We start from the raw sequence: 20,447 nt of genomic DNA, 5'->3' as shown, positions 1-20,447 counted from the left end.
ATTTAGGGGGACGATTACTATGACACAAAACATAAATCAATTAGCAGTGAATACACTTCGTACGTTATCGATTGATGCTATTAATGCGGCAAACTCAGGTCATCCAGGTCTTCCGATGGGAGCAGCACCAATGGCTTATGCATTATGGGCGAATCATTTAAATTACAATCCTAATCACCCAGAATGGTTTAACCGTGATCGTTTCGTTTTATCGGCGGGACATGGATCTAGTCTGTTATATAGTCTACTTCATTTAGCTGGATATGATGTTTCAATTGATGACTTGAAAAACTTCAGAAAGTTAAATAGTAAAACACCAGGACATCCTGAGTTTGGTCATACTCCTGGAGTTGAAGCGACTACAGGCCCGTTAGGACAAGGGATTGCTAATGCTGTCGGAATGGCAATGGCAGAAGCTCATTTAGCAGCAAAGTTTAATAAGGGTGGTCACTCTATTATAGATCACAATACGTATGCTTTAGTCGGAGATGGTGACTTAATGGAGGGTGTCGCTTATGAAGCGATGTCAATGGCAGGACATATGAAACTTGGCAAGTTAATTGTACTGTATGATTCAAATGAAATTTCACTTGATGGTGAATTAGGCATTGCTTTCTCTGAAGATATTCAGAAAAGGGTAGAATCTGTACATTGGCAATATGTAAGAGTTGAAGATGGAAACGATGTCGATGCTATTACAAAAGCTATTACATTAGCGAAAGAAAATAAGGATCAACCTACTCTTATAGAAATTAGAACCATTATAGGTTATGGAAGTCCAAAAGTTGCTGGAACGAACAAAGCACATGGTAATCCGCTTGGAGTAGAAGAGGCAACAGCGACAAAACAAGTGTATGGTTGGGGTTATAAGGAAGATTTCTTTGTACCTGAAGAAGTAAAAACTCATTTTAATGAACTAAAACAAAAAGGTATTGAAAAAGACAATGACTGGAATGAGCAGTTCAACTTATACAGAGAAGCGAATCCTACACTGGCAGATGAATTAGAAAAAGCGATTACAGGTGAGGTTTTAATTGAAGCGAAAGACATTCTATCCTTTGATACTGAAAAAACAATTTCTACTCGTGTTGCAAGTGGGGAAGCTATTAATCATTATGTGAAATCGATTCCTTCTATTTTCGGTGGAAGTGCGGATCTTTCTCATTCTACGATGACAGATATAAAAGGTGAAGCAGTATATGCAGTAGAATCGTATGCTGGACGAAATATATACTTCGGTGTACGTGAACATGCAATGGGCGCTGCAGCGAATGGATTGGCGCTTCATGGAGGAGTAAAACCTTTCGTAAGTACATTCTTTGTATTTAATGATTATCTTCGTCCGTCCATTCGACTGGCTGCACTGCAAAAGTTACCTGTTACTTACGTATTTACACATGATTCGATTGCTGTAGGAGAAGATGGTCCAACGCATGAACCAATTGAACAATTGGCAGCTCTTCGAGCAATTCCTGGTCTAACAGTTATCCGTCCGTCAGATGCAAATGAAACAGCAAGTGCTTGGGCGTATGCTTTACAGCAAACGGATGGTCCGGTCGTTTTAGTACTGAGCCGTCAAAATTTACCGGTGTTTAATGAAACGAAAGCGAACATAGAGAATCTCTCTAAAGGAGCTTACGTATTAACACAAACGAATGAAAATCCGGATGTAATTTTAATTGCGACAGGTTCTGAAGTACCCTTAGCTGCTAGTGCGAAAGCAAAATTAGAAGAAGATCAAGTTTCTGTTCGCATCGTTGCAATGCCGAGCTGGGAGCTATTCGATTACCAATCGAACGCATATAAAGAATCCGTTCTTCCGTCTTCTATAACGAAACGAGTATCTCTTGAAATGGGTGTATCTCTCGGTTGGGAACGTTATGTAGGACAAGAAGGAAAAGTACTATCAATTGAAACATTTGGAGCTTCAGGTACTGGAGCTGAAGTCATGAATCTATTTGAATTTACGACAGAAAATGTTGTTCAAATTACAAAAAATGTGTTGAATTCTTAAGCTATGACTGTGAATACCTTTCTGTACATATTAACATTTCAGTGCTGAAAGGTATTCCAGATTGTAGTGATATGGATTTTTAATAAAAGATGATTTGAGGAGGAATTATATTATGCAAGTAGGATTAATTGGGTTAGGTAAAATGGGATTAAATTTAGGGAAAAATTTAATGGATCATAAACATGAAGTAGTAGCATTTGATTTAAATACGAGCGCAGTAGAAGAAATGAAAGAGTACGGGGCAACAGGTACATCTAGTTTAAGTGAACTTGTTCAGTCATTACAATCACCAAGAATTCTTTGGGTAATGGTACCACACGCTGTTGTTGATTCTGTTATTGATGAGGTTACACCACTTTTATCAAAAGGAGATATTTTAATTGAAGCTGGTAATTCACATTATAAAGAGTCTATCCGCCGATATGAGCAATTAAAGAAAGATGGCATTCACTTTATGGATGCAGGAACTTCTGGTGGAATGGAAGGAGCTCGTAATGGTGCTTGTTACATGATCGGAGGAGATCAAGAAGCTTGGGACATCGTTGAACCTATCTTCCGCGATACTGCTGTAGAAAATGGATTCTTATATGCTGGAAAAGCTGGTAGTGGTCACTTCTTAAAAATGGTTCATAACGGAATTGAATACGGTATGATGGCTGCTATTGGTGAAGGATTTGAGATTCTAGAGAAAAGTGAATTTGACTACGATTATGAAAAAGTATCAAGAGTATGGAACAACGGTTCAGTCATTCGTTCTTGGTTAATGGAATTAACAGAAAATGCATTTTCTAAAGATGCAAAACTGGATGAGATTAAGGGTGTTATGCATTCTTCTGGTGAAGGAAAATGGACAGTAGAAACAGCATTAGACCTTCAAACAGCAACTCCTGTTATCGCAATGTCTCTATTAATGCGCTACCGCTCATTAGACAATGATACATTTACAGGAAAAGTTGTAGCAGCTCTGCGCAATGAATTTGGTGGACATGCAGTAGAAAAGAAATAAAGTGAAACTGTAATAAGTAGGGGCTTCATTCCACACCAATCGGGCTTTTACGGGATAAGCATATTAAACATGTAACTCATCAACGTTTAAAAACTGGAGGGAATTAATCATGAAATTTTTTATTGATACTGCAAATCTTGAGGATATAAAAAAAGCATATAAACTTGGAGTTTTAGCTGGTGTTACAACGAATCCTTCTTTAGTAGCAAAAGAGGGCATTAAATTTGAAGACCGTATTGCAGAAATTTGTCAGGCAGTTCCTAAAGTTGAATCTGTTTCGGCAGAAGTAACGCCAGATGCTGTTACAGCTGAAGAGATGATCGCCCAAGCAGAAGAACTGATTAAAATTAACGGTGGCGATGAAAAAGTTACAGTTAAACTTCCGATGACGTTAGCTGGATTAGAAGCTTGTCGCTACCTTACTGAAAAAGGTGTGAAAACGAATGTTACACTTATTTTCACGGTGAACCAAGCACTTTTAGCTGCTCGAGCAGGTGCAACGTACGTTTCTCCATTTTTAGGACGCTTAGATGATATTTCTGAAGATGGCGTATTATTAGTTGCTAAAATTGCTGAATTATTCGATGTTCATCAACTAGATACACAAATTATTGCGGCTTCTGTTAGACATCCAGATCATGTAACTCGTGTAGCGATGGCAGGTGCTCACATTGCAACAATTCCTTATAAAGTAATTGAACAACTTGCTATGCACCCATTAACAGACCAAGGTATTGAGAAATTTGCTGCTGATTGGGCGAAAGCGCCTAAATTATAATGTATGAAAGCGAAGGTGCTTTCCGAAAATTGTTTTTCATGAGAGGACAAATCTTAAGTAACTTCATCGTTTAAACTGGATCCTGAGTTTGTAGTCTTACTACGTGAAAACAGCAAGAGAAGAAAGTGTCATTCACTTTTGAAGAAGGAAAATATGCTCGTATGAAGCATGTATAAAATAACATTATAATTATGAAAGAGAAATCCCCTTATCAGAGAGAGTAGTTAACATGTATCTCTGATAAGGGAGATTCTTTTTGTATAAATTATTATTTTGTGAAGATGATTTGTATATCGATATATAAATTCTTACTCATGAAAGAACTATATAGGTGCTCTTAATTGTATAGTAATTTTGAAAGGGTTTACATAAAGGGGTGAAATTGCGTATGAATATGTACCTTTTAATTATTACATTATTATCAATTGTAATTGTTATTTTAGGGGTATCGTGGTGGAGATGGCATGCGTTTATTAGTTTAACGATTGCAAGTTTGTTTTTAGCAATTATGTCTGGAATGCCAATGGATAAAATAGTGAGTGCTTATGAAACGGGAGTCGGAAGTGTTCTCGGGCATTTAGTAGGTATTTTAGTATTGGGTACAATTTTAGGGAAAATGATGGCAGAGTCAGGTGCTGGAATGCAAGTGGCAGAGTTCTTTATTAAATCCTTTGGGATAAAAAACTTACCATGGGCTATGTTAATTGCAGGTTTTATTATTGGAATCCCGGTGTTTTTTGAAGTAGGCATTTTAATATTACTGCCGTTAGTAATTTCAATTCATAAAACAACGAAACAAAATATTTTATTGATAGCATTACCAGCAATTGCTGGGCTATCTGTCGTACACGGTCTTGTTCCTCCGCATCCAGGGGCCATAGTTGCAATTGGTATTTATAAAGCGAATCTTGGAAAGGTACTAATGTATTCACTCATTATTACATTTTTTGCAGCGATTATTGCAGGTCCTATATTCGCTAAGTGGATTCACAAACGTGTAATTCCTGAAAATGAGCCAGAATTGATTCGTGTAAATACAAAATCAACGAAATTACCAGGAATAGGAGTTTCATTTTTAGTTATATTGTTACCTGTTATGTTAATGGTTTTAGCTGCAGCAGCTCCTTATGTGCCTCTTTCTAATACTTTGATGAAGATTGTCACATTAATCGGTAGTCCTATAATTGCACTATTGATTGCATGTTTTGCGGCGTTCTATTTTCTTGGATTTCGTCAAGGTATCGATAAAAAAGCTATTAAGAAGATAACAGAAGATAGCTTATTACCAATCGGTTCAATTGTTGCGATTATTGGTGCCGGCGGGGGATTTAAGCAAATTCTCATCGATAGTGGGGTAGGGAATGCTATTGCTCAAATGTCTGAGCATTTAGCTCTATCTCCAATTGTATTAGCATTTATAGTAGCTGGGTTAATTCGAATTGCGACAGGTTCAGCGACAGTCGCTTTAACAACAGCAGCGGGTATCGTTTCGCCAATCGTTGAAAATACGACAGGTGTGAACTTAGAGTTACTCGTTATTGCAACAGGTGCAGGAGCATTAATGTTTTCACACGTAAACGATGCTGGTTTTTGGATGGTAAAAGAATACCTAGGTTTAACAGTGAAAGAAACATTTAAAACATGGACAGTATTAGAAACGTTACTTTCATTTATCGCTTTTGGAGGCGTTTTACTACTCGATATGTTTGTTTAAGATAAAGATGTTTCTATTTAGATAATTGTGGCATACAACGTTATTAATAGATAAAAGGAATGTATTTTTATGGTGGGATACTGTAGCAATTTTTTGTTAGGAGGAAGAAATGGTGAGCTCAAAATATATGATTGGTGTAGACATTGGGACAACTAGTACAAAATCAGTTCTATTTTCTACTGATGGATCTGTTATTGCTAGTCATGGAATTGAATATCCTTTATATTCTCCTACACCTGAAACAGCAGAACAAGACCCAGAAGAAATTTTTCGTGCAGTAATAAATACGATTAAAGAAACTGTACGAATAAGTAGTGTACAGCCGAATGATATTCTTTGTGTCTCTTTTAGTTCGGCAATGCATAGTATCATTGCTGTAGATGAAAAGGGAAAGCCGTTAACGAGATGTATCACTTGGGCAGATAATAGAAGTGCAAACTGGGCAGAGAAAATAAAGAATGATATGAATGGTCATGAAATTTACCTTCGTACTGGGACACCAATTCATCCGATGTCACCACTTTCGAAATTAGTTTGGCTACAGAATGAGCAGGCAGAGTTATTCGCAAAAAGTTATAAATTCATTTCTATTAAAGAATATGTTTTTTACAAGTTATATAAAGAGTATGTAGTTGATTATTCTATAGCATCAGCGACAGGAATGTTCAATTTAAAATCTTTAAAGTGGGATGAAGAGGCTTTACATGTAGCAGGAATTACAGATGAAAAGCTTTCAAAGCTTGTTCCAACAACGCACAGTTTAACAGGATTAGATGAAGAGTTTGCCAAAGAGATGAATGTACTTGTTTCTACGCCTTTTGTAGTAGGAGCGAGTGATGGAGTACTATCTAATTTAGGTGTAAATGCAATAGATCCTGGCGTTGTGGCTGTTACAATTGGTACAAGCGGTGCGATACGTGCTGTAACAAATCGTCCTGTAACAGATCCAAAAGGTAGAATTTTTTGTTATGCATTAACTGAAGACCATTGGGTAATCGGTGGACCAGTTAATAACGGCGGTATGATTTTCAGGTGGGCTCGTGACCAATTGGGCACTTCAGAGATTGAACTTGCAAAGCGCTTAGGAAAAGATCCATATGAGGTGCTTACTGAAATAGCAGCAAAAGTGAATCCGGGATCTGACGGTTTATTATTTCACCCGTATTTAGCGGGGGAAAGAGCTCCTTTATGGAATGCAAATGCGCGAGGATCTTTCTTTGGACTCGGATTGCATCATAAGAAAGAACATCTGATACGTGCTGTTTTAGAAGGAGTAATTTATAACTTATATACAGTTCTTCTCGCTTTAAAAGAACTCATTGGCGAACCGAAAAAAATTCAAGCGACAGGCGGTTTTGCAAGGTCGGAACTTTGGAGACAGATGATGGCGGATATTTTCCATCAAGACGTATATGTTCCTGAAAGTTTCGAAAGCTCTTGCTTAGGAGCTGCCATCCTCGGTTTATATAGTTTAGGTGAAGTAGATACGTTACATGTAGTTTCTGAAATGGTAGGTGCAGATTTTCATCATGAGCCAAACATGGAAAGTGTGGAAAAATATAAAGATTTAACGCCAATCTATATCCGTTTGTCCCGTCAATTGGAAGAAGAATATGAAAGTATAGCAGCGTATCAAAAAAAGTGGGTTTAAAAGCTATTTACCAAGAAAATATGGTAACGTATAAAGAGGTACTCCGATTTTTTAGGATACTCTTTCAACATAAAATATTTTAAGAAGTATGATGAATGAAAAATATAGGGAGAGAGGGTTATGAAAATGAAGGATAACAAAGAGTTTATCGGATATGTTGGAACATACACGAAAGAAAATAGTGAAGGAATATATAAGTTTATTTTAGACACGGAAGCAAAAAAAATTGGTAATGTAACACTTGCCGCTAAGTTGGATAACCCTACATATGTAACGATTAACCGAAATAATGAATATCTCTATTCCGTTGTTAAGGAAGGCGAATCTGGCGGTGTAGCTGCTTATTCCATTGATAGTCATACTGGAGAACTAAAAGCGAAAAATAGACAAGTAGTAGAAGGGGCTTCTCCTTGTCATATTAGTGTTGATAGTGGAAATCATACAGTAGTTACAGCAAATTACCATAAAGGAACGATTGAGTCTTTTGAAGTAAATGAAGAAAATGGAACTGTAAATCCTGCTGCATCTATTATGGCACATGAAGGTTCAGGTCCGAATAAAGAAAGACAAGAAAAACCACATGCACATTACGCGGGGTACACTCCTGATGAAAAATATGTGATAGGTGTTGATTTAGGGATAGATAAATTAATTACGTATGAAATAAAAGATAGTACATTAATAGAAGTGAATAGCCTGTCTGTGAATCCGGGAAGTGGACCAAGACACATTGCTTTTCATCCAAATGGAAAATACGCTTATGTAATGACGGAGCTTAGTTCAGAGGTTATTGCGCTAACATATAACTCGGAAGAAGGCTCCTTTACAGAATTACAGTATATTTCTACTCTTCCAGAACAATTTGATGAAAATAGTCAAGGAAGTGCGATTCATATTTCTTCTGACGGCCGTTTTGTATATGCAGGTAATCGTGGTCATAATAGTATCGCTGTTTATAGCGTAGATCAAAATTCAGGTCAGCTTACATTTGTTGAACACACATCTACAGAAGGAAATTGGCCAAGAGACTTTGTATTAGATCCTACTGAAAAGTTCCTTGTTGCTACAAATGAAAAGTCACATAATCTTGTGCTATTTTCAAGAGATGAATCTACAGGAAAGTTAACACTTTTACAATCTGATGTTGCTGTGCCAGAGCCTGTTTGTGTGAAATTTTTAAATGTTTAAGTTGTGTTCGATATAATTTCATATACTCAGAAAACAATAAAAAGCAAAGCGATATCGCTTTGCTTTTTATTGTTTCTTTTTCGGCCTACGTACTAATTCGCCGCCGCAGTTTGGACAAACGTTTTGTCTTTCTTCTGTACATGGTGCGCAAAATGTACATTCATATACACAAATGTATGCTTCAGAATCTTGTTCGAGCGATTGATCACAAATTTGACAGTTTGTTTTCATTTCTAGTGCCATAATAAGTCTCCTTTTAGTTAGAAAATTTATAATTTAATTATAATTCATTGAATAGAAATAGTCCTTTTCAATTGAAAGGAAATCGAATGATAAAGTTATGAATTGAAACGAAAGATGCCGGTTTATTTTAAAATTGATTATTTATTACAGTTGGAATATTATGAAATAGTCAAAAGACAACAGGGGGTATAGATTTTGACTAATCATAATGATCATTTAAAAGCAAACTGCGAAAAATGCTTCGGTCTATGTTGCGTTGCATTACCGTTCGCAGCATCGGTAGATTTTGCAGTGAATAAAGATGGTGGTAAACCATGTTCCAACTTACAATCAGATTTTAAATGTAGTATACATAAAAATCTTAGAGGAAAAGGTTATAAAGGTTGTACAGTATTTGAGTGTTTCGGTGCTGGGCAGAAGATTTCTCAGGGTACGTTTAAAGGGATTGATTGGAGGAAAGATGCAAAGCATGCAAGAAAAATGTACGATGCTTTTCCGGTTATGCATCAACTTCATGAAATGCTTTGGTATTTGAATGAAGCGATTCTTTTAAAGGCAACACAGCCAATTCATAAAGAGCTGGAGACCGCAATTGAGGAGACAGAGCGACTTTCGAATTTAAATCCAGGTGAGTTAATGAAAATAAATGTTCCAATGCATAGGGCAGAGGTGAACATTCTTCTTTTAGAAACGAGCGAATTAGTATGGAAGGAAATGAATACTGCGCGTAAGAAACGAATCATTCACCGCGGAGCAGACCTTATGGGAGCAAATCTGAAAAAGAAAGATTTACAAGGTGCAAATTTAAGAGGAGCTTACTTAATTGCGGCAAACTTAAATGGAGCAGACTTACGAGGGGCAGATCTCATTGGAGCAGATTTACGAGATGCAGATATTCGCGGAGCAGACTTTACAAATTGTATTTTTCTTACGCAAGTTCAAATTAATGCGGCGAAAGGGGATAAGCATACGAAATTGCCGAAATTGTTGTCCCGTCCATCGCATTGGAGTGCGTAAAGAGTGAGGAGTGTTTAGTGTGGATATATTTCAGTATTTAGAAGAGATGCAAGAGGATGTCTTTTCGTTAGCAGTAGAGCAAATAGAAGCGAAGTATTATGATATTTGTTGCATGTTGGCATCTACAGAATATGCAGAACGAATTAAAGCAATTGATTTAGAGTCATATAAGGAAAGTATTCGAGTAGGTTTGGATGCAGCTGTAGAAATGGCTACTAACGAAGAAGCAAAAGCGATTTATTTTGAGTATGACCTTGATAACGAATGGGATAGTCAGTTTTATATTTGTGAGGAGTATTTTCCAATGGAAGAAGAGGATGACGATTGGGCATCTGAATGGACATATAATATTGAGGGGCCGGGGGCTGTAGAATTAGCAGATATGTATAATGAAAATGGCTTTGATACAAGTGAAAAAGCAATCAGTATAACTTTATATTTAATTGCTAAAACGCTGTGTAGTTTTATAAGTGTACGTAGTGAAGTGCAAAGTAATATACCGATTTGTATTGGTTTTCACGACCAAGATCCAATTATGCGAACAGGCAGAGACTAAGAATCTCTGCCTGTTTTGTTATTTCTTTTCAAAAGTAGTAATGAAAACGCTACATATAATGAGCATACCACCAATGAAAAAGTTACTATTTAATGTCTCATTTAATAAGAGCCAACCAAGTAATGATCCAACGATAGGTTGGAAGAAGAAAAATAAGGAACCGATGCTTGCATCCATTAAGTCTAATCCTTTATTCCAAAGGAAAAAGGCACCTGCTGTTGAGACGATTCCTAAGTATAATACGCCTAATATGACGTACGTATTTACTGTTCCGATAGAGGATGTTTGTAGTTCCCCTATCATAAAAGGTGTAATAAAAAAGAGTGAAAAGAATATGGCATACGTTGTAATAACTAAGGATGAAAATTGGATTGAAGCGATTTTTACATAAATAGATAGTAAAGCCCACGTAATAGCGGCTCCAACTAAAATGATTGTTCCGATAAAATAGGAGCCAATTTCAATATCCCACCCGATTACGATAATGACACCGATTGTCGCTATGATAGTAGATAAAAGTCTACGAGCGGTTAGTTTTTCTTTCAAAATGAGCGCTGCAAATATAGCCATAAATGCAGGTGTAGCTGATGTTACTAATGAGCCTGTATGAGCGTCGGATAATTTTGTTCCGATAAATTGACATGTGATTGAAATAAAATATCCGATAAATCCAATCCAAGCGAATAGGAGCCAATCTTTTTTGCGAATGGTTACTTTTTTCTTTTGCTTTTTCTCAGCTAGTTTTAAAATGCCATACAAAACAACAAAAGCGATAATAAAGCGTAGCCAAACGAGTGTTAGTGGTGGGATAAAATCGAGTACGTATTTGCTAACAACATACATACCGCCCCATATACTTGCTGCTAGTGATAAGCATATAGCTCCTAAAATTGTTTGTTTCATTTGAAGTACCTCCGTCTATTTTTAGGGTAATATGAGTTCCCTAAGACGAGGCATAGTGTATGTGTTACAAGCCCGCCTTAGTTTATAGACGGCCTACAGGTTGATCGTTTTCGAATGAAGTGTTGTAGTACATGGGTGCATTCCTCCTTCATATTTTATAATGATATTATAACTTAATTTTCAGTTTATTGGGATGTTTCTTTAGGAAATAGTGGCTGTCTAAGAAAGTGTAGTATATGGTAGAAAAACATATTTTTAAAATAAGAGAAACCAATGACATAGCAGATAAGTATATTAAGAGTAGGATGAAACAGTAGATTAATAGAGAAAGAGGAGGAGATTGTTATAACTACAACTGTTATTTCTCATTTTTATAACGAAGAGTATTTATTGCCGTGGTGGCTTATACATCATACGAAACTGTTTGATCATGGCATTTTAATTAATAAAGGTTCTAAGGATCGTTCGGTTGAGATTTGTAAAAAATTCGCACCGCATTGGGAGGTGCGAGATTCTGTAAATCCAGAGTTTGATGCATATGCGACAGATCATGAAGTGATGAGGATAGAACAAGAAGTACAAGGATGGAAAATGATTTTAAATACGACTGAGTTTCTTTGCGTGCAAGATAAAAATCAGTTTTGGAAATCGCTAAATGAATTGGGGGGGAGGATGTATTGGCTGGACGGGCTTATTATGGTTGATGATCCTAACTACAACTATCCGGACCTTAACTTTGGAATACCTTTAATGAAACAGCGGTTTCATGGTTATTTACCAGAAGATTGGCCGTTATGGAGAAGAGGTAGATTTATTCATAATCATGAGCATGGAAGTTATACGGTTGGAAGACATTTATCTGCGCATGAATCGATGATTTATCCACCTCTTGCCTGTATATTATGGTTTGGGTTTAGTCCGTGGAACGATGCGATGAGAAAGAGAAAGTTACAAATTGGTCCGACTCTTTCTGAAGCTAGTAAGCATGGGGGAATGGGGACGCATCATATTGTTACGCCGGAAAGATTAGAAGGATGGTATAAGGAATTAGCGAGAGGAACGAAGGATTTACGTTTTAATGATGCATATCGTTATGTTTTTGTATAAATGATTTCCACCATAAAATTGTTTCTTCAATTCCTGTATTTAGATCGTATGTTGGTTTCCAGTTTACTTCAGTTTTTAAACGTTCTACATTAACCCCGACAAATAAAGGTTCATCTTTAGAGAAAGGGATTGCACCTAGTTTAATTAAATGTTCTTTTCCTATCTTTTTAGCAATGATAGAAGCTAACTCTTTAATTTGTACAGATTGACCAGAAGCGATATTGATGGTGCCTGTAACGCTGTGTTCTAATATTGTTACGAGAGCGTCAGCGACGTCACTCACATGGAGGAAATCTCTCGATTGTTTTCCATGTGTACATAGTGCTTCCTCGTTTTTTAATAAGGAAGTGATAATGTTAGAAACGAGCCGATTACCTTGTTCGTGAGGTCCATACATATGAAAAATGCGGCCCCAACACATGCTGAGGCCTGTTTGTTGTGCATACGTTTCTAGCCAGGAGTGCAGTGCATTTTTACATAAAGAATACGGGGTTTTATAGGAAAGGAGCGGTGAATCTTCAAATAATACGCCGTTAAACCATTCGTACTCTGCGCCAGTACCTGCAACGACAACACGCTTTCCACCGCATGTTGTAAAGTGTTGAATCAATGAAATACTAGACTTTAGCCAATAGTAATTATTAATAGATACATAGCATGCTGGTGGCACTGCTTCCCAAGCAAGGTGAATGAGATGGCTAGGCTGAACGTCGTAAATGAATTGTTTTACTTCGTCATCGCGAAGCAAGTTTACTTTATGCCAATGGCAAGGGAGGTGAGAGGGGTTATTTTTATTATACATGGCGTGCACTTCGTATCCCTTTTGTATAAGTGAATGTACAACATATTTACCTATCCAGCCACTACCACCTGTTACAACAACTTTCTTCATGGCTCGATCACCTCAATTTCTGGAACCGTCACTAAAAATTTACCGCCCCATTCACGAATGAAAGAGCATTCTTTCATAATTTCGTCTTTCAAATTCCAAGGAAGTATAAGAATGTAATCTGGTTTTGTACGTTTAATTTCTGCTGGAGATTTTATTGGAATACGAGTTCCTGGTAAAAGGAGATTTTGTTTGTGAGGATTTTTATCTACTGTATAAGCTAGAAATTCTTTACCTATCCCGCAATAATTCAAAAGGGTGTTTCCTTTAGCTGGAGCACCGTAACCGATAATTTGTTTGTTTAAAGCTTTCGCTTCAATAAAAAACTTTAAAATATTTATTTTCAATTGTTCGATGCGTTTAGAAAAAAGGAGATAGCAATCTAAAGTATCTAACCCGTGGTCGACTTCTTTTTGAATTAATTTTGTAACATTGGAATGGATAGTTGATTGGGCACTTAGATGGTTTACAAAAATCCGTAAGGAACCACCATGCGTTGAAAGTTCTTCTACATCAACAATTTGTAAATGATGATAACTTAAAACTTTTTGAAGGCTTATAAGTGAGAAGTAGGAAAAGTGCTCATGGTAGATAGTATCGAACTGTTTAAAGGATATGAGGTTTAATAAGTGTGGGAATTCAATTGTTATCGTGCCATCACGTTTTAATAGTGTTTTTAAACCAGCGACAAAATCATGCAAGTTCGGAACGTGTGCTAATACGTTATTTGCGACGATTAAATCAGCTTGTGGCAATTTTTTTGCTAAGTCATTACTGAAAAAATTTACTTCAGTAGGAATTCCTTTTTGGATAGCAATTTCTGCTACGTTTTTTGCGGGTTCAATTCCCAATGTCTCGATATTTTCTTTTTGAAAGTATTGTAATAAGTACCCATCGTTACTTGCAATTTCAATCACTTTTGAATGTTTTGTTAAGTTGAAACGCTTAATCGCCATTTCTACATATTTTTTAGCATGTAGCAGCCAGCTTGAGGAGTAAGAGCTGAAGTATAAGTAGTCATGAAAAATATTGTGCGGAGATTCAAATTCATCTAGCTGCACGAGTAAACAAGAGTGACAAACAAATGTGTGCAGCGGATAAAATGGTTCCATTTTATTTGAATTTTCAGGAGCTACAAATGAATTAGCAAGAGGAGAAACGCCCAAATCTAAAAAAGTGTTGGTTAGTAATGAGTGGCAAAAACGGCATTTTTTCTGTTCCATTTTATAGTCCCCTTATAAATTTTTGAATGCATCGATTTGTTGTCGCGTGAAAGATTCTATATTTTCACCGGATGCATATTTTTTGTACCAATCAACAGTCCAAGCAATAGAATCATCTGTTGATAACTTAGGGGTCCAGCCGAGTTTGTTTACTGCTTTTGTACTGTTGAGTGTTAAAATTGGTGATTCATAAGGAGTTTTCGTAGAGGGAGAATGGATGGTGAGTCGTTTATTCCATAATTTCGTTACGGATTGAATGACATCATTTACGGTTCTGCTAGGTTCATTAATCGGTCCGAAATTCCATGCTTCTGCATATTTAGCATCATTCCAAAGTTTCTCAGCTAGAAGGATATAGCCATGTAGAGGATCTAAAACATGTTGCCACGGACGGACGGCATATTTGTTTCGAATACACAAAGTATGATTGTGCAAATATGCCCGAATGATATCAGGGAATAATCGATCTTCTGCCCAATCACCACCGCCGATGACGTTACCAGCTCTGACTGAGGCGAGTTTCTGGGTATTAGTGCGGAAGAATGATTTTTGATAGGATGTTGCCACTATTTCAGCGCAAGCTTTGCTAGCGCTATAAGGGTCGAAACCTCCTAGTCGGTCATTTTCCACGAACGCTCGGTCGCCACTACCGTCATTCTCATAACATTTATCGCTTGTCACATTAATAATGGCACGTACGCTTTCGACGGACTTTGCTGCTTCTAGCACGTGGACAGTACCTAAAACATTCGTTTTGAATGTATCGATAGGATTTTTGTATGAAGTGGTGACGATTGGCTGAGCTGCTAAATGAAATATTATGTCGGGATTATGTTGTTTTAGGGCGTGGAATAAAGAGTCGTAATCAGTAATATCGCCATGAATTGTCATACACTCTTTTGCTACGTTACCTTGTTCAAAAAGATTAGGAATGGATGGGGGATGAGAAGAAAAGCCCACTATTTCTGCCCCTAAAGAACTTAAGAAAAGGGTGAGCCAGGAGCCTTTAAATCCAGTATGTCCCGTAATAAATACTTTTTTCTTATTCCAAAAAGATGATGAAGCCATATTACCAAACCTTCCATGGAGCGTTATTACTTTCCCATAGCTCGACTAATTTATTTTTATCCCGCAATGTATCCATTGGATGCCAAAAACCAGAATGTTGATATGCGGCCAATTCGTTTTTGTTTACTAACTGAACTAAAGTGTCTGTTTCAAAAACAGACTTATCTCCACTAATGTAATTGAAAACTTCAGGATTTAAAACGAAAAATCCACCGTTAACCCATCCGCCATCACCTAATGGCTTTTCTTGAAAAGATGTTACAGACTGTTTATCTAATATGAGAGAACCAAATCTACCAGGAGGTTGTACGGCAGTAACAGTAGCCATTTTTCCATGTTTTTTATGGAATGTAATAAGTTCTTTTATATTTACATTACTTAATCCATCACCATAAGTGAGGCAGAAAGGTTCGTCTCCGACATAATTTTGAATCTTTTTCACTCGGCCACCCGTTTCGGTATTTACACCAGTATCGATTAGTGTAACTTTCCACGGTTCTACACGATGAGAATGGCTAGTAATTGTATTATCGTTTAACTGTATTGTGAAATCAGACATGTGTAAGTTGTAATTTAGAAAGAACTCTTTAATTGCATATCCTTTATAGCCTAAGCAAATAATAAACTCAGTAATCCCGTAATGACTATACAAACTCATAATGTGCCATAGAATGGGTTTTGTTCCAATTTCAATCATAGGTTTCGGTTTTAAATGTGTTTCTTCCCCAATTCTTGTACCGTACCCACCAGCAAGAATAACAGCTTTCATTTTTTCCTCCTAAAATAAAAATTTATTATTTATACAGTATTCATGTTTTATGCAAATGAGATTGTTTTTGATTAAGCGAATGAAAATGTTTGAGGCGATGACGATGCAGAAAATATTACGGTTTGAATTTTGGGAATAATTCTTGGTATTCAGGGTTATGACGGAGGTCTTGTGTTAGGTTACTAAGCTCTAAAAAACGTATGTCCAGTACTTCAGGAGATTGACCGTAATGTGTTTGAAGCCCCATTTGAACACCCCTTTTTGAAAGGGTAGGTGTAATTTGTAATTTTCTTGCCTTTGACTGTTCATTCCAAGGGCTAAAATAAAATTTTAAAATAAATGAAGGATAGTCATAAATTATATATCCGTGCCGCGAATGATGTCTACCAGGTAAATATGCACCATCTAGATGATTGTGAATAAATCTCCAAGCACATCCGAGTTGTGGGTTGTAAGGGAAGACACCGTGGTATCGCTGTTCTACTAAGGGGATAGAATATCTAGGCTTTGAATAATTATAATTGTGATTATCTATCATTAAAATCATTCTAATCGCATACATGTTTTGGCCTAGTGTATGAAGAGATGAAAAAAAATCTTCAGTATTATTACAACAAAAGAATTCAGTAGTATTTAAAACGATTTTCCAACCTGAAACTTCTCTTTCAATTTCCATCACTTCAATATCAGTATTAGTTGGATCAAACTCAAGAAATCTAGAATTTCGTACTTCCCAGTGGGGTGCTAATAGTTTACAAATCTCTACGGAACGATCTGTAGACCCTCTATTAATTAAAATGCCGTGATCGAATATTTTCGTGTGATGCATAAGCCACCATGGGAGTAGGTATTCTTCATTATAAAAATGAGAAATGATTGTCTTTTTCATGTTAATTTCCTCCTATACAAGCAATCATTATTAGTAGAATATGCTTTTAAATAAGAAAGGTTAAAAGGTACAGACAATGTAGTGATTAGGTAATAGTTTAGTAATTTTATTGTATGAGTGATTTGTATTGGATAATAGTAGGGTGGAGCTTGGAATTTGGTATAAATTGTGAATAATAAACCGTCACGTTTGACTGTACAGTTTATGTATTGTATCATGTAAGTAATATAAACAAGGGGGGAAGATCGTTGGGAAGGTGTATCGAATCGGACAGTTGGCTCTCATGGCTCACGTGTCGAAACGAACGATTGATTATTATACGAATCTAGGTATCTTAAAAGCGGAGCGATCTCAATCTAATTATCGCTATTACGACGAAACAGCATTTGAGACATTACAATTTATTGAGAAGTGCAAAGAAATGCATATGCCGCTTTGTGAGATTAAAGAGAAAATCGAGGAGAAGAAGAAGCTGCTCGGTATCAATGAACACGTTTCGAAACAAGTGAATGAAGTGACAGACCATATTCATCGATTAGAAGCAGAGTTAACAGAGTTAAAGCCGCTTTTAGATGGATTGACTGATTCACAACGTGAAAAAATATCGAAATCTTTATCTGGTCAAACGACAGCTTTAATACAGACACTTGCTCTATTATTATAGAAAAAGTGAAATCTGACCTCTTTAATTTTTGTATAGGGCTATGTTTTCTAAGAAACAAATAAGAAAACATTATAGTATACAGGAGGTGGACACCTTAGTTTTTTAACTAAGGGGATTCATTGGAAATATTTAATTTAGTCATGGTTGCGATTTTAATCGCATTTACTGGATTTTTCGTAGCAGCTGAGTTTGCGATTGTAAAAGTACGTTCAAGTCGTATTGATCAGCTTGTTGCAGAAGGAAAACGCGGTGCTTTAGCAGCGAAAAAGGTAACAACAAATTTAGATGAATATTTATCTGCTTGTCAATTAGGTATTACAGTGACAGCTATGGGATTAGGTTGGTTAGGTGAACCGACAATTGAAAAGTTATTACACCCATTATTTGAGAAATGGAACTTAAATCCTTCTATTTCATCAGTATTAACATTTGGTCTTGCTTTTATGTTAATGACGTATTTACACGTTGTAGTAGGGGAATTGGCTCCGAAAACGATGGCAATTCAAAAGGCTGAAAAAGTAACATTATTATTTGCAGCTCCACTAATGATGTTCTATAAAGTAATGTATCCATTTATTTGGGTATTGAATGGTTCAGCTCGTGTGATAACTGGTTTATTCGGTTTAAAACCGGCTTCTGAACATGAAGTAGCTCATACCGAAGAAGAATTACGCCTTATTCTTTCAGATAGCTATGAAAGTGGCGAAATTAATCAAGCCGAATACAAGTATGTAAATAACATTTTTGAATTTGATAATCGTATTGCAAAAGAGATTATGGTACCGCGAACAGAAATCGTTGGTTTCTACCTGGAAGATTCAGTAGAAGAACACATGAAAGTGATCCAAAATGAGAGATACACACGTTATCCGATTTTTGGAGAGGATAAAGATGATATTATCGGTATGGTCAACGTAAAAGATTTCTTTATTCGATATATGACCGAGGATCAAAAAGATTTATCATCTATTCGCTCGTATATGCGTCCGATTATTGAAGTGATGGAAACGACTCCAATTCACGATTTATTACTTCAAATGCAGAAGAAGCGAATTCCGATGGCTGTTTTATATGATGAGTACGGAGGAACAGCCGGAATTGTAACGCTTGAAGATATCTTGGAGGAAATCGTCGGCGAAATTCGTGACGAATATGATGAAGATGAAGCACCACCAATTCAACATGTGAACGAGCAACATATCATTGTTGATGGAAAAGTGCTTATCTCAGAAGTGAAAGATTTATTTGGATTACACATCGAAGAAGATGATGTGGATACAATCGGTGGATGGATTATGATGCAAAATCATGAAATCGAAGAAGGACAACACGTTGAGGCAGAAGGTTATGAATTTAAAGTGTTAGAAAAAGACGCTTACCAAATTAAACGTGTTGAAATTCGTAAGATGGAACAAGAACAAGAAGAAGAGAAAGCAGCAACTGTGTAAGTTGCTGCTTTTCTTCTAAAGTACAAAAAATGAGAACTTAGGAGCGGATATTTTGATTCAAGAAGCCTTACGTGTATATCGATTACAATTGTATGTGATCTTTAGTGGTTTACTACTTATGTGGACGATTACTCCGTTTGGAAAACAAGTGACAGGGTTTGGTATTGGATTAGCAGTAAGCGCCTATTGTCTTTGGTTATTAGCTCGCAGAGTGGAGAAACTCGGAAAAAGTATCGTAATGAAGGAAAAGTCTCCTGGATTAGGAGTTTTAAACCGATTTGCAGCTGCTATTTTAGGAGCTATAATCATGTATGAAATTGAGCATGAAATGGAAATTTGGGCATTCGGTACAGGTATTTTAGGTGGTCACTTTTTAATGATTGCAAATTTAGCGTATGCAAATATGCAGTTAGTGAAAGAAGAAGAGAAGCAAAGGGAACATGCTTCGAAAAACATAGAGCTATGATGAAAGGGACCTAATTTGGTTCCTTTTTTAGTTTAGCGATATGATACAAGTAATCAAATTAACGACAAATATGATACGCTTCTTTTTTGCGTTTTTCAATAGTATGAAAAATAATAAAAAAATTTTAAAAAACCCATCGATTTCTAAAGGTTATGTATGTTATTATGACAAAAGACTTTTTGAAAGAGGTGGATACCAATGTTACAAGCGCTACTTATTTTTGTGCTACAAATTATTTACGTTCCAATTTTAACAATTCGTACGATTTTGCTTGTAAAGAATCAAACAAGATCCGCTGCTGGTGTTGGATTGTTAGAAGGAGCTATTTACATTGTCAGTTTAGGTATTGTGTTTCAAGATTTATCAAATTGGATGAACATCGTTGCCTATGTCATTGGCTTTAGTGCGGGACTGTTATTAGGCGGTTATATAGAGAATAAATTAGCAATTGGTTATATTACGTATCAAGTTAGTTTACTAGACCGTTGTAATGAATTAGTAGATGAGTTACGTCACTCTGGATTTGGCGTTACAGTATTTGAAGGCGAAGGTATTAATTCTATACGTTATCGCTTAGATATCGTCGCAAAGCGTTCTAGAGAGAAAGAGCTTTTAGAAATTATTAATGAAATTGCACCGAAAGCGTTTATGTCTTCGTATGAAATTCGTTCGTTTAAAGGTGGATATTTAACGAAAGCGATGAAGAAAAGAGCGTTAATGAAGAAGAAAGATGAACATGCATCGTAAAAAAGAGGAGTAGTGCTGCAGTAAAAGCGCAGTATAAGTCCAAATGTAAAAGTCCAAATGTAAAAGGGAGGAATCTATTTTGATGTAGATTCCTCTCTTTTTTATGA

The 20,447-nt window shown here is 36.4% G+C and carries 20 protein-coding genes; 13 read left to right on the top strand and 7 right to left on the bottom strand.

The features are described 5' to 3' along the window. The first annotated feature begins 19 nt into the window (after nt 1-19). The 6 genes from tkt to MR143_RS23960 all read left to right on the top strand — a co-directional run bounded on the left by tkt (nt 20) and on the right by MR143_RS23960 (nt 8,351). Nucleotides 20-2,014, top strand: a complete 1,995-nt coding sequence (gene tkt, locus MR143_RS23985) for a transketolase (RefSeq protein WP_000193053.1) — start codon at nt 20-22, stop codon at nt 2,012-2,014. A gap of 112 nt (nt 2,015-2,126) precedes the next feature. Continuing rightward, nucleotides 2,127-3,020 carry a phosphogluconate dehydrogenase (NAD(+)-dependent, decarboxylating) gene (gnd, locus tag MR143_RS23980; RefSeq protein ID WP_001195925.1) on the top strand — a complete coding sequence of 298 codons (894 nt, stop codon included), beginning with the start codon at nt 2,127-2,129 and terminating at the stop codon, nt 3,018-3,020. A 109-nt stretch (nt 3,021-3,129) separates the two neighbouring features. Continuing rightward, on the top strand, nt 3,130-3,798 hold the full coding sequence (gene fsa / locus MR143_RS23975) for a fructose-6-phosphate aldolase (protein WP_000667679.1): 669 nt from the start codon (nt 3,130-3,132) through the stop codon (nt 3,796-3,798). A 388-nt stretch (nt 3,799-4,186) separates the two neighbouring features. Beyond that, the gene (gene gntP / locus MR143_RS23970) at nt 4,187-5,512 is read left to right on the top strand and encodes a gluconate permease GntP (RefSeq protein ID WP_001057598.1); all 1,326 of its coding nucleotides are present in this window, start codon (nt 4,187-4,189) and stop codon (nt 5,510-5,512) included. Nucleotides 5,513-5,621: 109 nt separating this feature from the next. Beyond that, nucleotides 5,622-7,163, top strand: a complete 1,542-nt coding sequence (gntK, locus tag MR143_RS23965; protein WP_002181319.1) for a gluconokinase — start codon at nt 5,622-5,624, stop codon at nt 7,161-7,163. A gap of 120 nt (nt 7,164-7,283) precedes the next feature. Beyond that, nucleotides 7,284-8,351: a lactonase family protein gene (locus MR143_RS23960; protein ID WP_000782215.1), complete on the top strand. Its 1,068-nt coding sequence runs from the start codon at nt 7,284-7,286 to the stop codon at nt 8,349-8,351. A 66-nt stretch (nt 8,352-8,417) separates the two neighbouring features. On the opposite strand, the gene MR143_RS23955 is transcribed toward MR143_RS23960, so the two are convergent. Beyond that, nucleotides 8,418-8,594, bottom strand: coding sequence for a DUF1272 domain-containing protein (locus MR143_RS23955; RefSeq protein WP_001162791.1), 177 nt, complete (start codon nt 8,592-8,594; stop codon nt 8,418-8,420). A 195-nt stretch (nt 8,595-8,789) separates the two neighbouring features. Between MR143_RS23955 and MR143_RS23950 the strand changes: the two genes are divergently transcribed. Together MR143_RS23950 and MR143_RS23945 are read left to right on the top strand one after the other, a co-directional pair. Then, the gene (locus MR143_RS23950) at nt 8,790-9,611 is read left to right on the top strand and encodes a pentapeptide repeat-containing protein (RefSeq protein WP_000181433.1); all 822 of its coding nucleotides are present in this window, start codon (nt 8,790-8,792) and stop codon (nt 9,609-9,611) included. Nucleotides 9,612-9,630: 19 nt separating this feature from the next. Next, nucleotides 9,631-10,167 (top strand): hypothetical protein, encoded by a 537-nt coding sequence (locus MR143_RS23945; RefSeq protein WP_000350937.1) that lies wholly within the window; start codon nt 9,631-9,633, stop codon nt 10,165-10,167. Between the two features lie 18 nt (nt 10,168-10,185). On the opposite strand, the gene MR143_RS23940 is transcribed toward MR143_RS23945, so the two are convergent. Then, complete coding sequence (locus MR143_RS23940; RefSeq protein WP_000814728.1) at nt 10,186-11,070, bottom strand: DMT family transporter; 885 nt, start codon at nt 11,068-11,070, stop codon at nt 10,186-10,188. A gap of 321 nt (nt 11,071-11,391) precedes the next feature. On the opposite strand from MR143_RS23940, the gene MR143_RS23935 reads away from it, so the two are divergent. Continuing rightward, on the top strand, nt 11,392-12,177 hold the full coding sequence (locus MR143_RS23935) for a glycosyltransferase family 2 protein (RefSeq protein WP_071732485.1): 786 nt from the start codon (nt 11,392-11,394) through the stop codon (nt 12,175-12,177). Here the strand turns inward: MR143_RS23935 and MR143_RS23930 are convergent. From MR143_RS23930 to MR143_RS23910, 5 genes are all read right to left on the bottom strand, one after another. Further along, nucleotides 12,146-13,069: an NAD-dependent epimerase/dehydratase family protein gene (locus tag MR143_RS23930; RefSeq protein WP_000758366.1), complete on the bottom strand. Its 924-nt coding sequence runs from the start codon at nt 13,067-13,069 to the stop codon at nt 12,146-12,148. The two genes, MR143_RS23935 and MR143_RS23930, sit on opposite strands and share 32 nt — an antisense overlap. Next, nucleotides 13,066-14,289 carry a class I SAM-dependent methyltransferase gene (locus MR143_RS23925; protein WP_000435763.1) on the bottom strand — a complete coding sequence of 408 codons (1,224 nt, stop codon included), beginning with the start codon at nt 14,287-14,289 and terminating at the stop codon, nt 13,066-13,068. Before MR143_RS23925 ends, MR143_RS23930 begins: the two co-directional genes overlap by 4 nt. A gap of 12 nt (nt 14,290-14,301) precedes the next feature. Continuing rightward, nucleotides 14,302-15,357, bottom strand: coding sequence for a CDP-glucose 4,6-dehydratase (rfbG, locus tag MR143_RS23920; RefSeq protein ID WP_000168648.1), 1,056 nt, complete (start codon nt 15,355-15,357; stop codon nt 14,302-14,304). Nucleotide 15,358: 1 nt separating this feature from the next. Beyond that, on the bottom strand, nt 15,359-16,126 hold the full coding sequence (gene rfbF, locus MR143_RS23915) for a glucose-1-phosphate cytidylyltransferase (RefSeq protein ID WP_000648807.1): 768 nt from the start codon (nt 16,124-16,126) through the stop codon (nt 15,359-15,361). Nucleotides 16,127-16,241: 115 nt separating this feature from the next. Then, a complete protein-coding gene (locus tag MR143_RS23910) occupies nt 16,242-17,015 on the bottom strand; it encodes a glycosyltransferase family 2 protein (protein WP_000750968.1) in 774 nt (257 codons plus the stop codon). Nucleotides 17,016-17,271: 256 nt separating this feature from the next. Here MR143_RS23910 and MR143_RS23905 point away from each other — a divergent pair, with 256 nt between their 5' ends. From MR143_RS23905 to MR143_RS23890, 4 genes are all read left to right on the top strand, one after another. Beyond that, a complete protein-coding gene (locus MR143_RS23905; protein WP_000285637.1) occupies nt 17,272-17,679 on the top strand; it encodes a MerR family transcriptional regulator in 408 nt (135 codons plus the stop codon). 119 nt (nt 17,680-17,798) lie between these two features. Next, nucleotides 17,799-19,127: a hemolysin family protein gene (locus MR143_RS23900; RefSeq protein ID WP_000402275.1), complete on the top strand. Its 1,329-nt coding sequence runs from the start codon at nt 17,799-17,801 to the stop codon at nt 19,125-19,127. A 52-nt stretch (nt 19,128-19,179) separates the two neighbouring features. Beyond that, the gene (locus MR143_RS23895) at nt 19,180-19,593 is read left to right on the top strand and encodes an ATP synthase subunit I (protein WP_000613879.1); all 414 of its coding nucleotides are present in this window, start codon (nt 19,180-19,182) and stop codon (nt 19,591-19,593) included. Nucleotides 19,594-19,791: 198 nt separating this feature from the next. Next, entirely contained in the window at nt 19,792-20,340 is a 549-nt protein-coding gene (locus MR143_RS23890; protein WP_000938438.1) for a DUF2179 domain-containing protein, read from the top strand. Nucleotides 20,341-20,447: the final 107 nt, after the last annotated feature.

It is taken from the genome of Bacillus cereus group sp. BfR-BA-01347, from assembly GCF_022663835.1.
Classification (GTDB): domain Bacteria; phylum Bacillota; class Bacilli; order Bacillales; family Bacillaceae_G; genus Bacillus_A; species Bacillus_A thuringiensis_K.
The sequence above is the reverse complement of the archived record's forward strand: the minus strand, read 5'-3'. Positions and strand labels throughout refer to the sequence as shown.

Bases quoted from the DNA above. Each gene is read 5' to 3' on its own strand.
- MR143_RS23960 (WP_000782215.1), top strand. From the start codon at position 7,284: ATGAAAATGAAGGATAACAAAGAGTTTATCGGATATGTTGGAACATAC.
- gnd (WP_001195925.1), top strand. From the start codon at position 2,127: ATGCAAGTAGGATTAATTGGGTTAGGTAAAATGGGATTAAATTTAGGG.
- MR143_RS23925 (WP_000435763.1), bottom strand. From the start codon at position 14,289: ATGGAACAGAAAAAATGCCGTTTTTGCCACTCATTACTAACCAACACT.
- tkt (WP_000193053.1), top strand. From the start codon at position 20: ATGACACAAAACATAAATCAATTAGCAGTGAATACACTTCGTACGTTA.
- MR143_RS23910 (WP_000750968.1), bottom strand. From the start codon at position 17,015: ATGAAAAAGACAATCATTTCTCATTTTTATAATGAAGAATACCTACTC.
- MR143_RS23955 (WP_001162791.1), bottom strand. From the start codon at position 8,594: ATGGCACTAGAAATGAAAACAAACTGTCAAATTTGTGATCAATCGCTC.
- rfbG (WP_000168648.1), bottom strand. From the start codon at position 15,357: ATGGCTTCATCATCTTTTTGGAATAAGAAAAAAGTATTTATTACGGGA.
- MR143_RS23890 (WP_000938438.1), top strand. From the start codon at position 19,792: ATGTTACAAGCGCTACTTATTTTTGTGCTACAAATTATTTACGTTCCA.
- fsa (WP_000667679.1), top strand. From the start codon at position 3,130: ATGAAATTTTTTATTGATACTGCAAATCTTGAGGATATAAAAAAAGCA.
- gntP (WP_001057598.1), top strand. From the start codon at position 4,187: ATGAATATGTACCTTTTAATTATTACATTATTATCAATTGTAATTGTT.
- MR143_RS23930 (WP_000758366.1), bottom strand. From the start codon at position 13,069: ATGAAGAAAGTTGTTGTAACAGGTGGTAGTGGCTGGATAGGTAAATAT.
- MR143_RS23940 (WP_000814728.1), bottom strand. From the start codon at position 11,070: ATGAAACAAACAATTTTAGGAGCTATATGCTTATCACTAGCAGCAAGT.
- rfbF (WP_000648807.1), bottom strand. From the start codon at position 16,126: ATGAAAGCTGTTATTCTTGCTGGTGGGTACGGTACAAGAATTGGGGAA.
- gntK (WP_002181319.1), top strand. From the start codon at position 5,622: ATGGTGAGCTCAAAATATATGATTGGTGTAGACATTGGGACAACTAGT.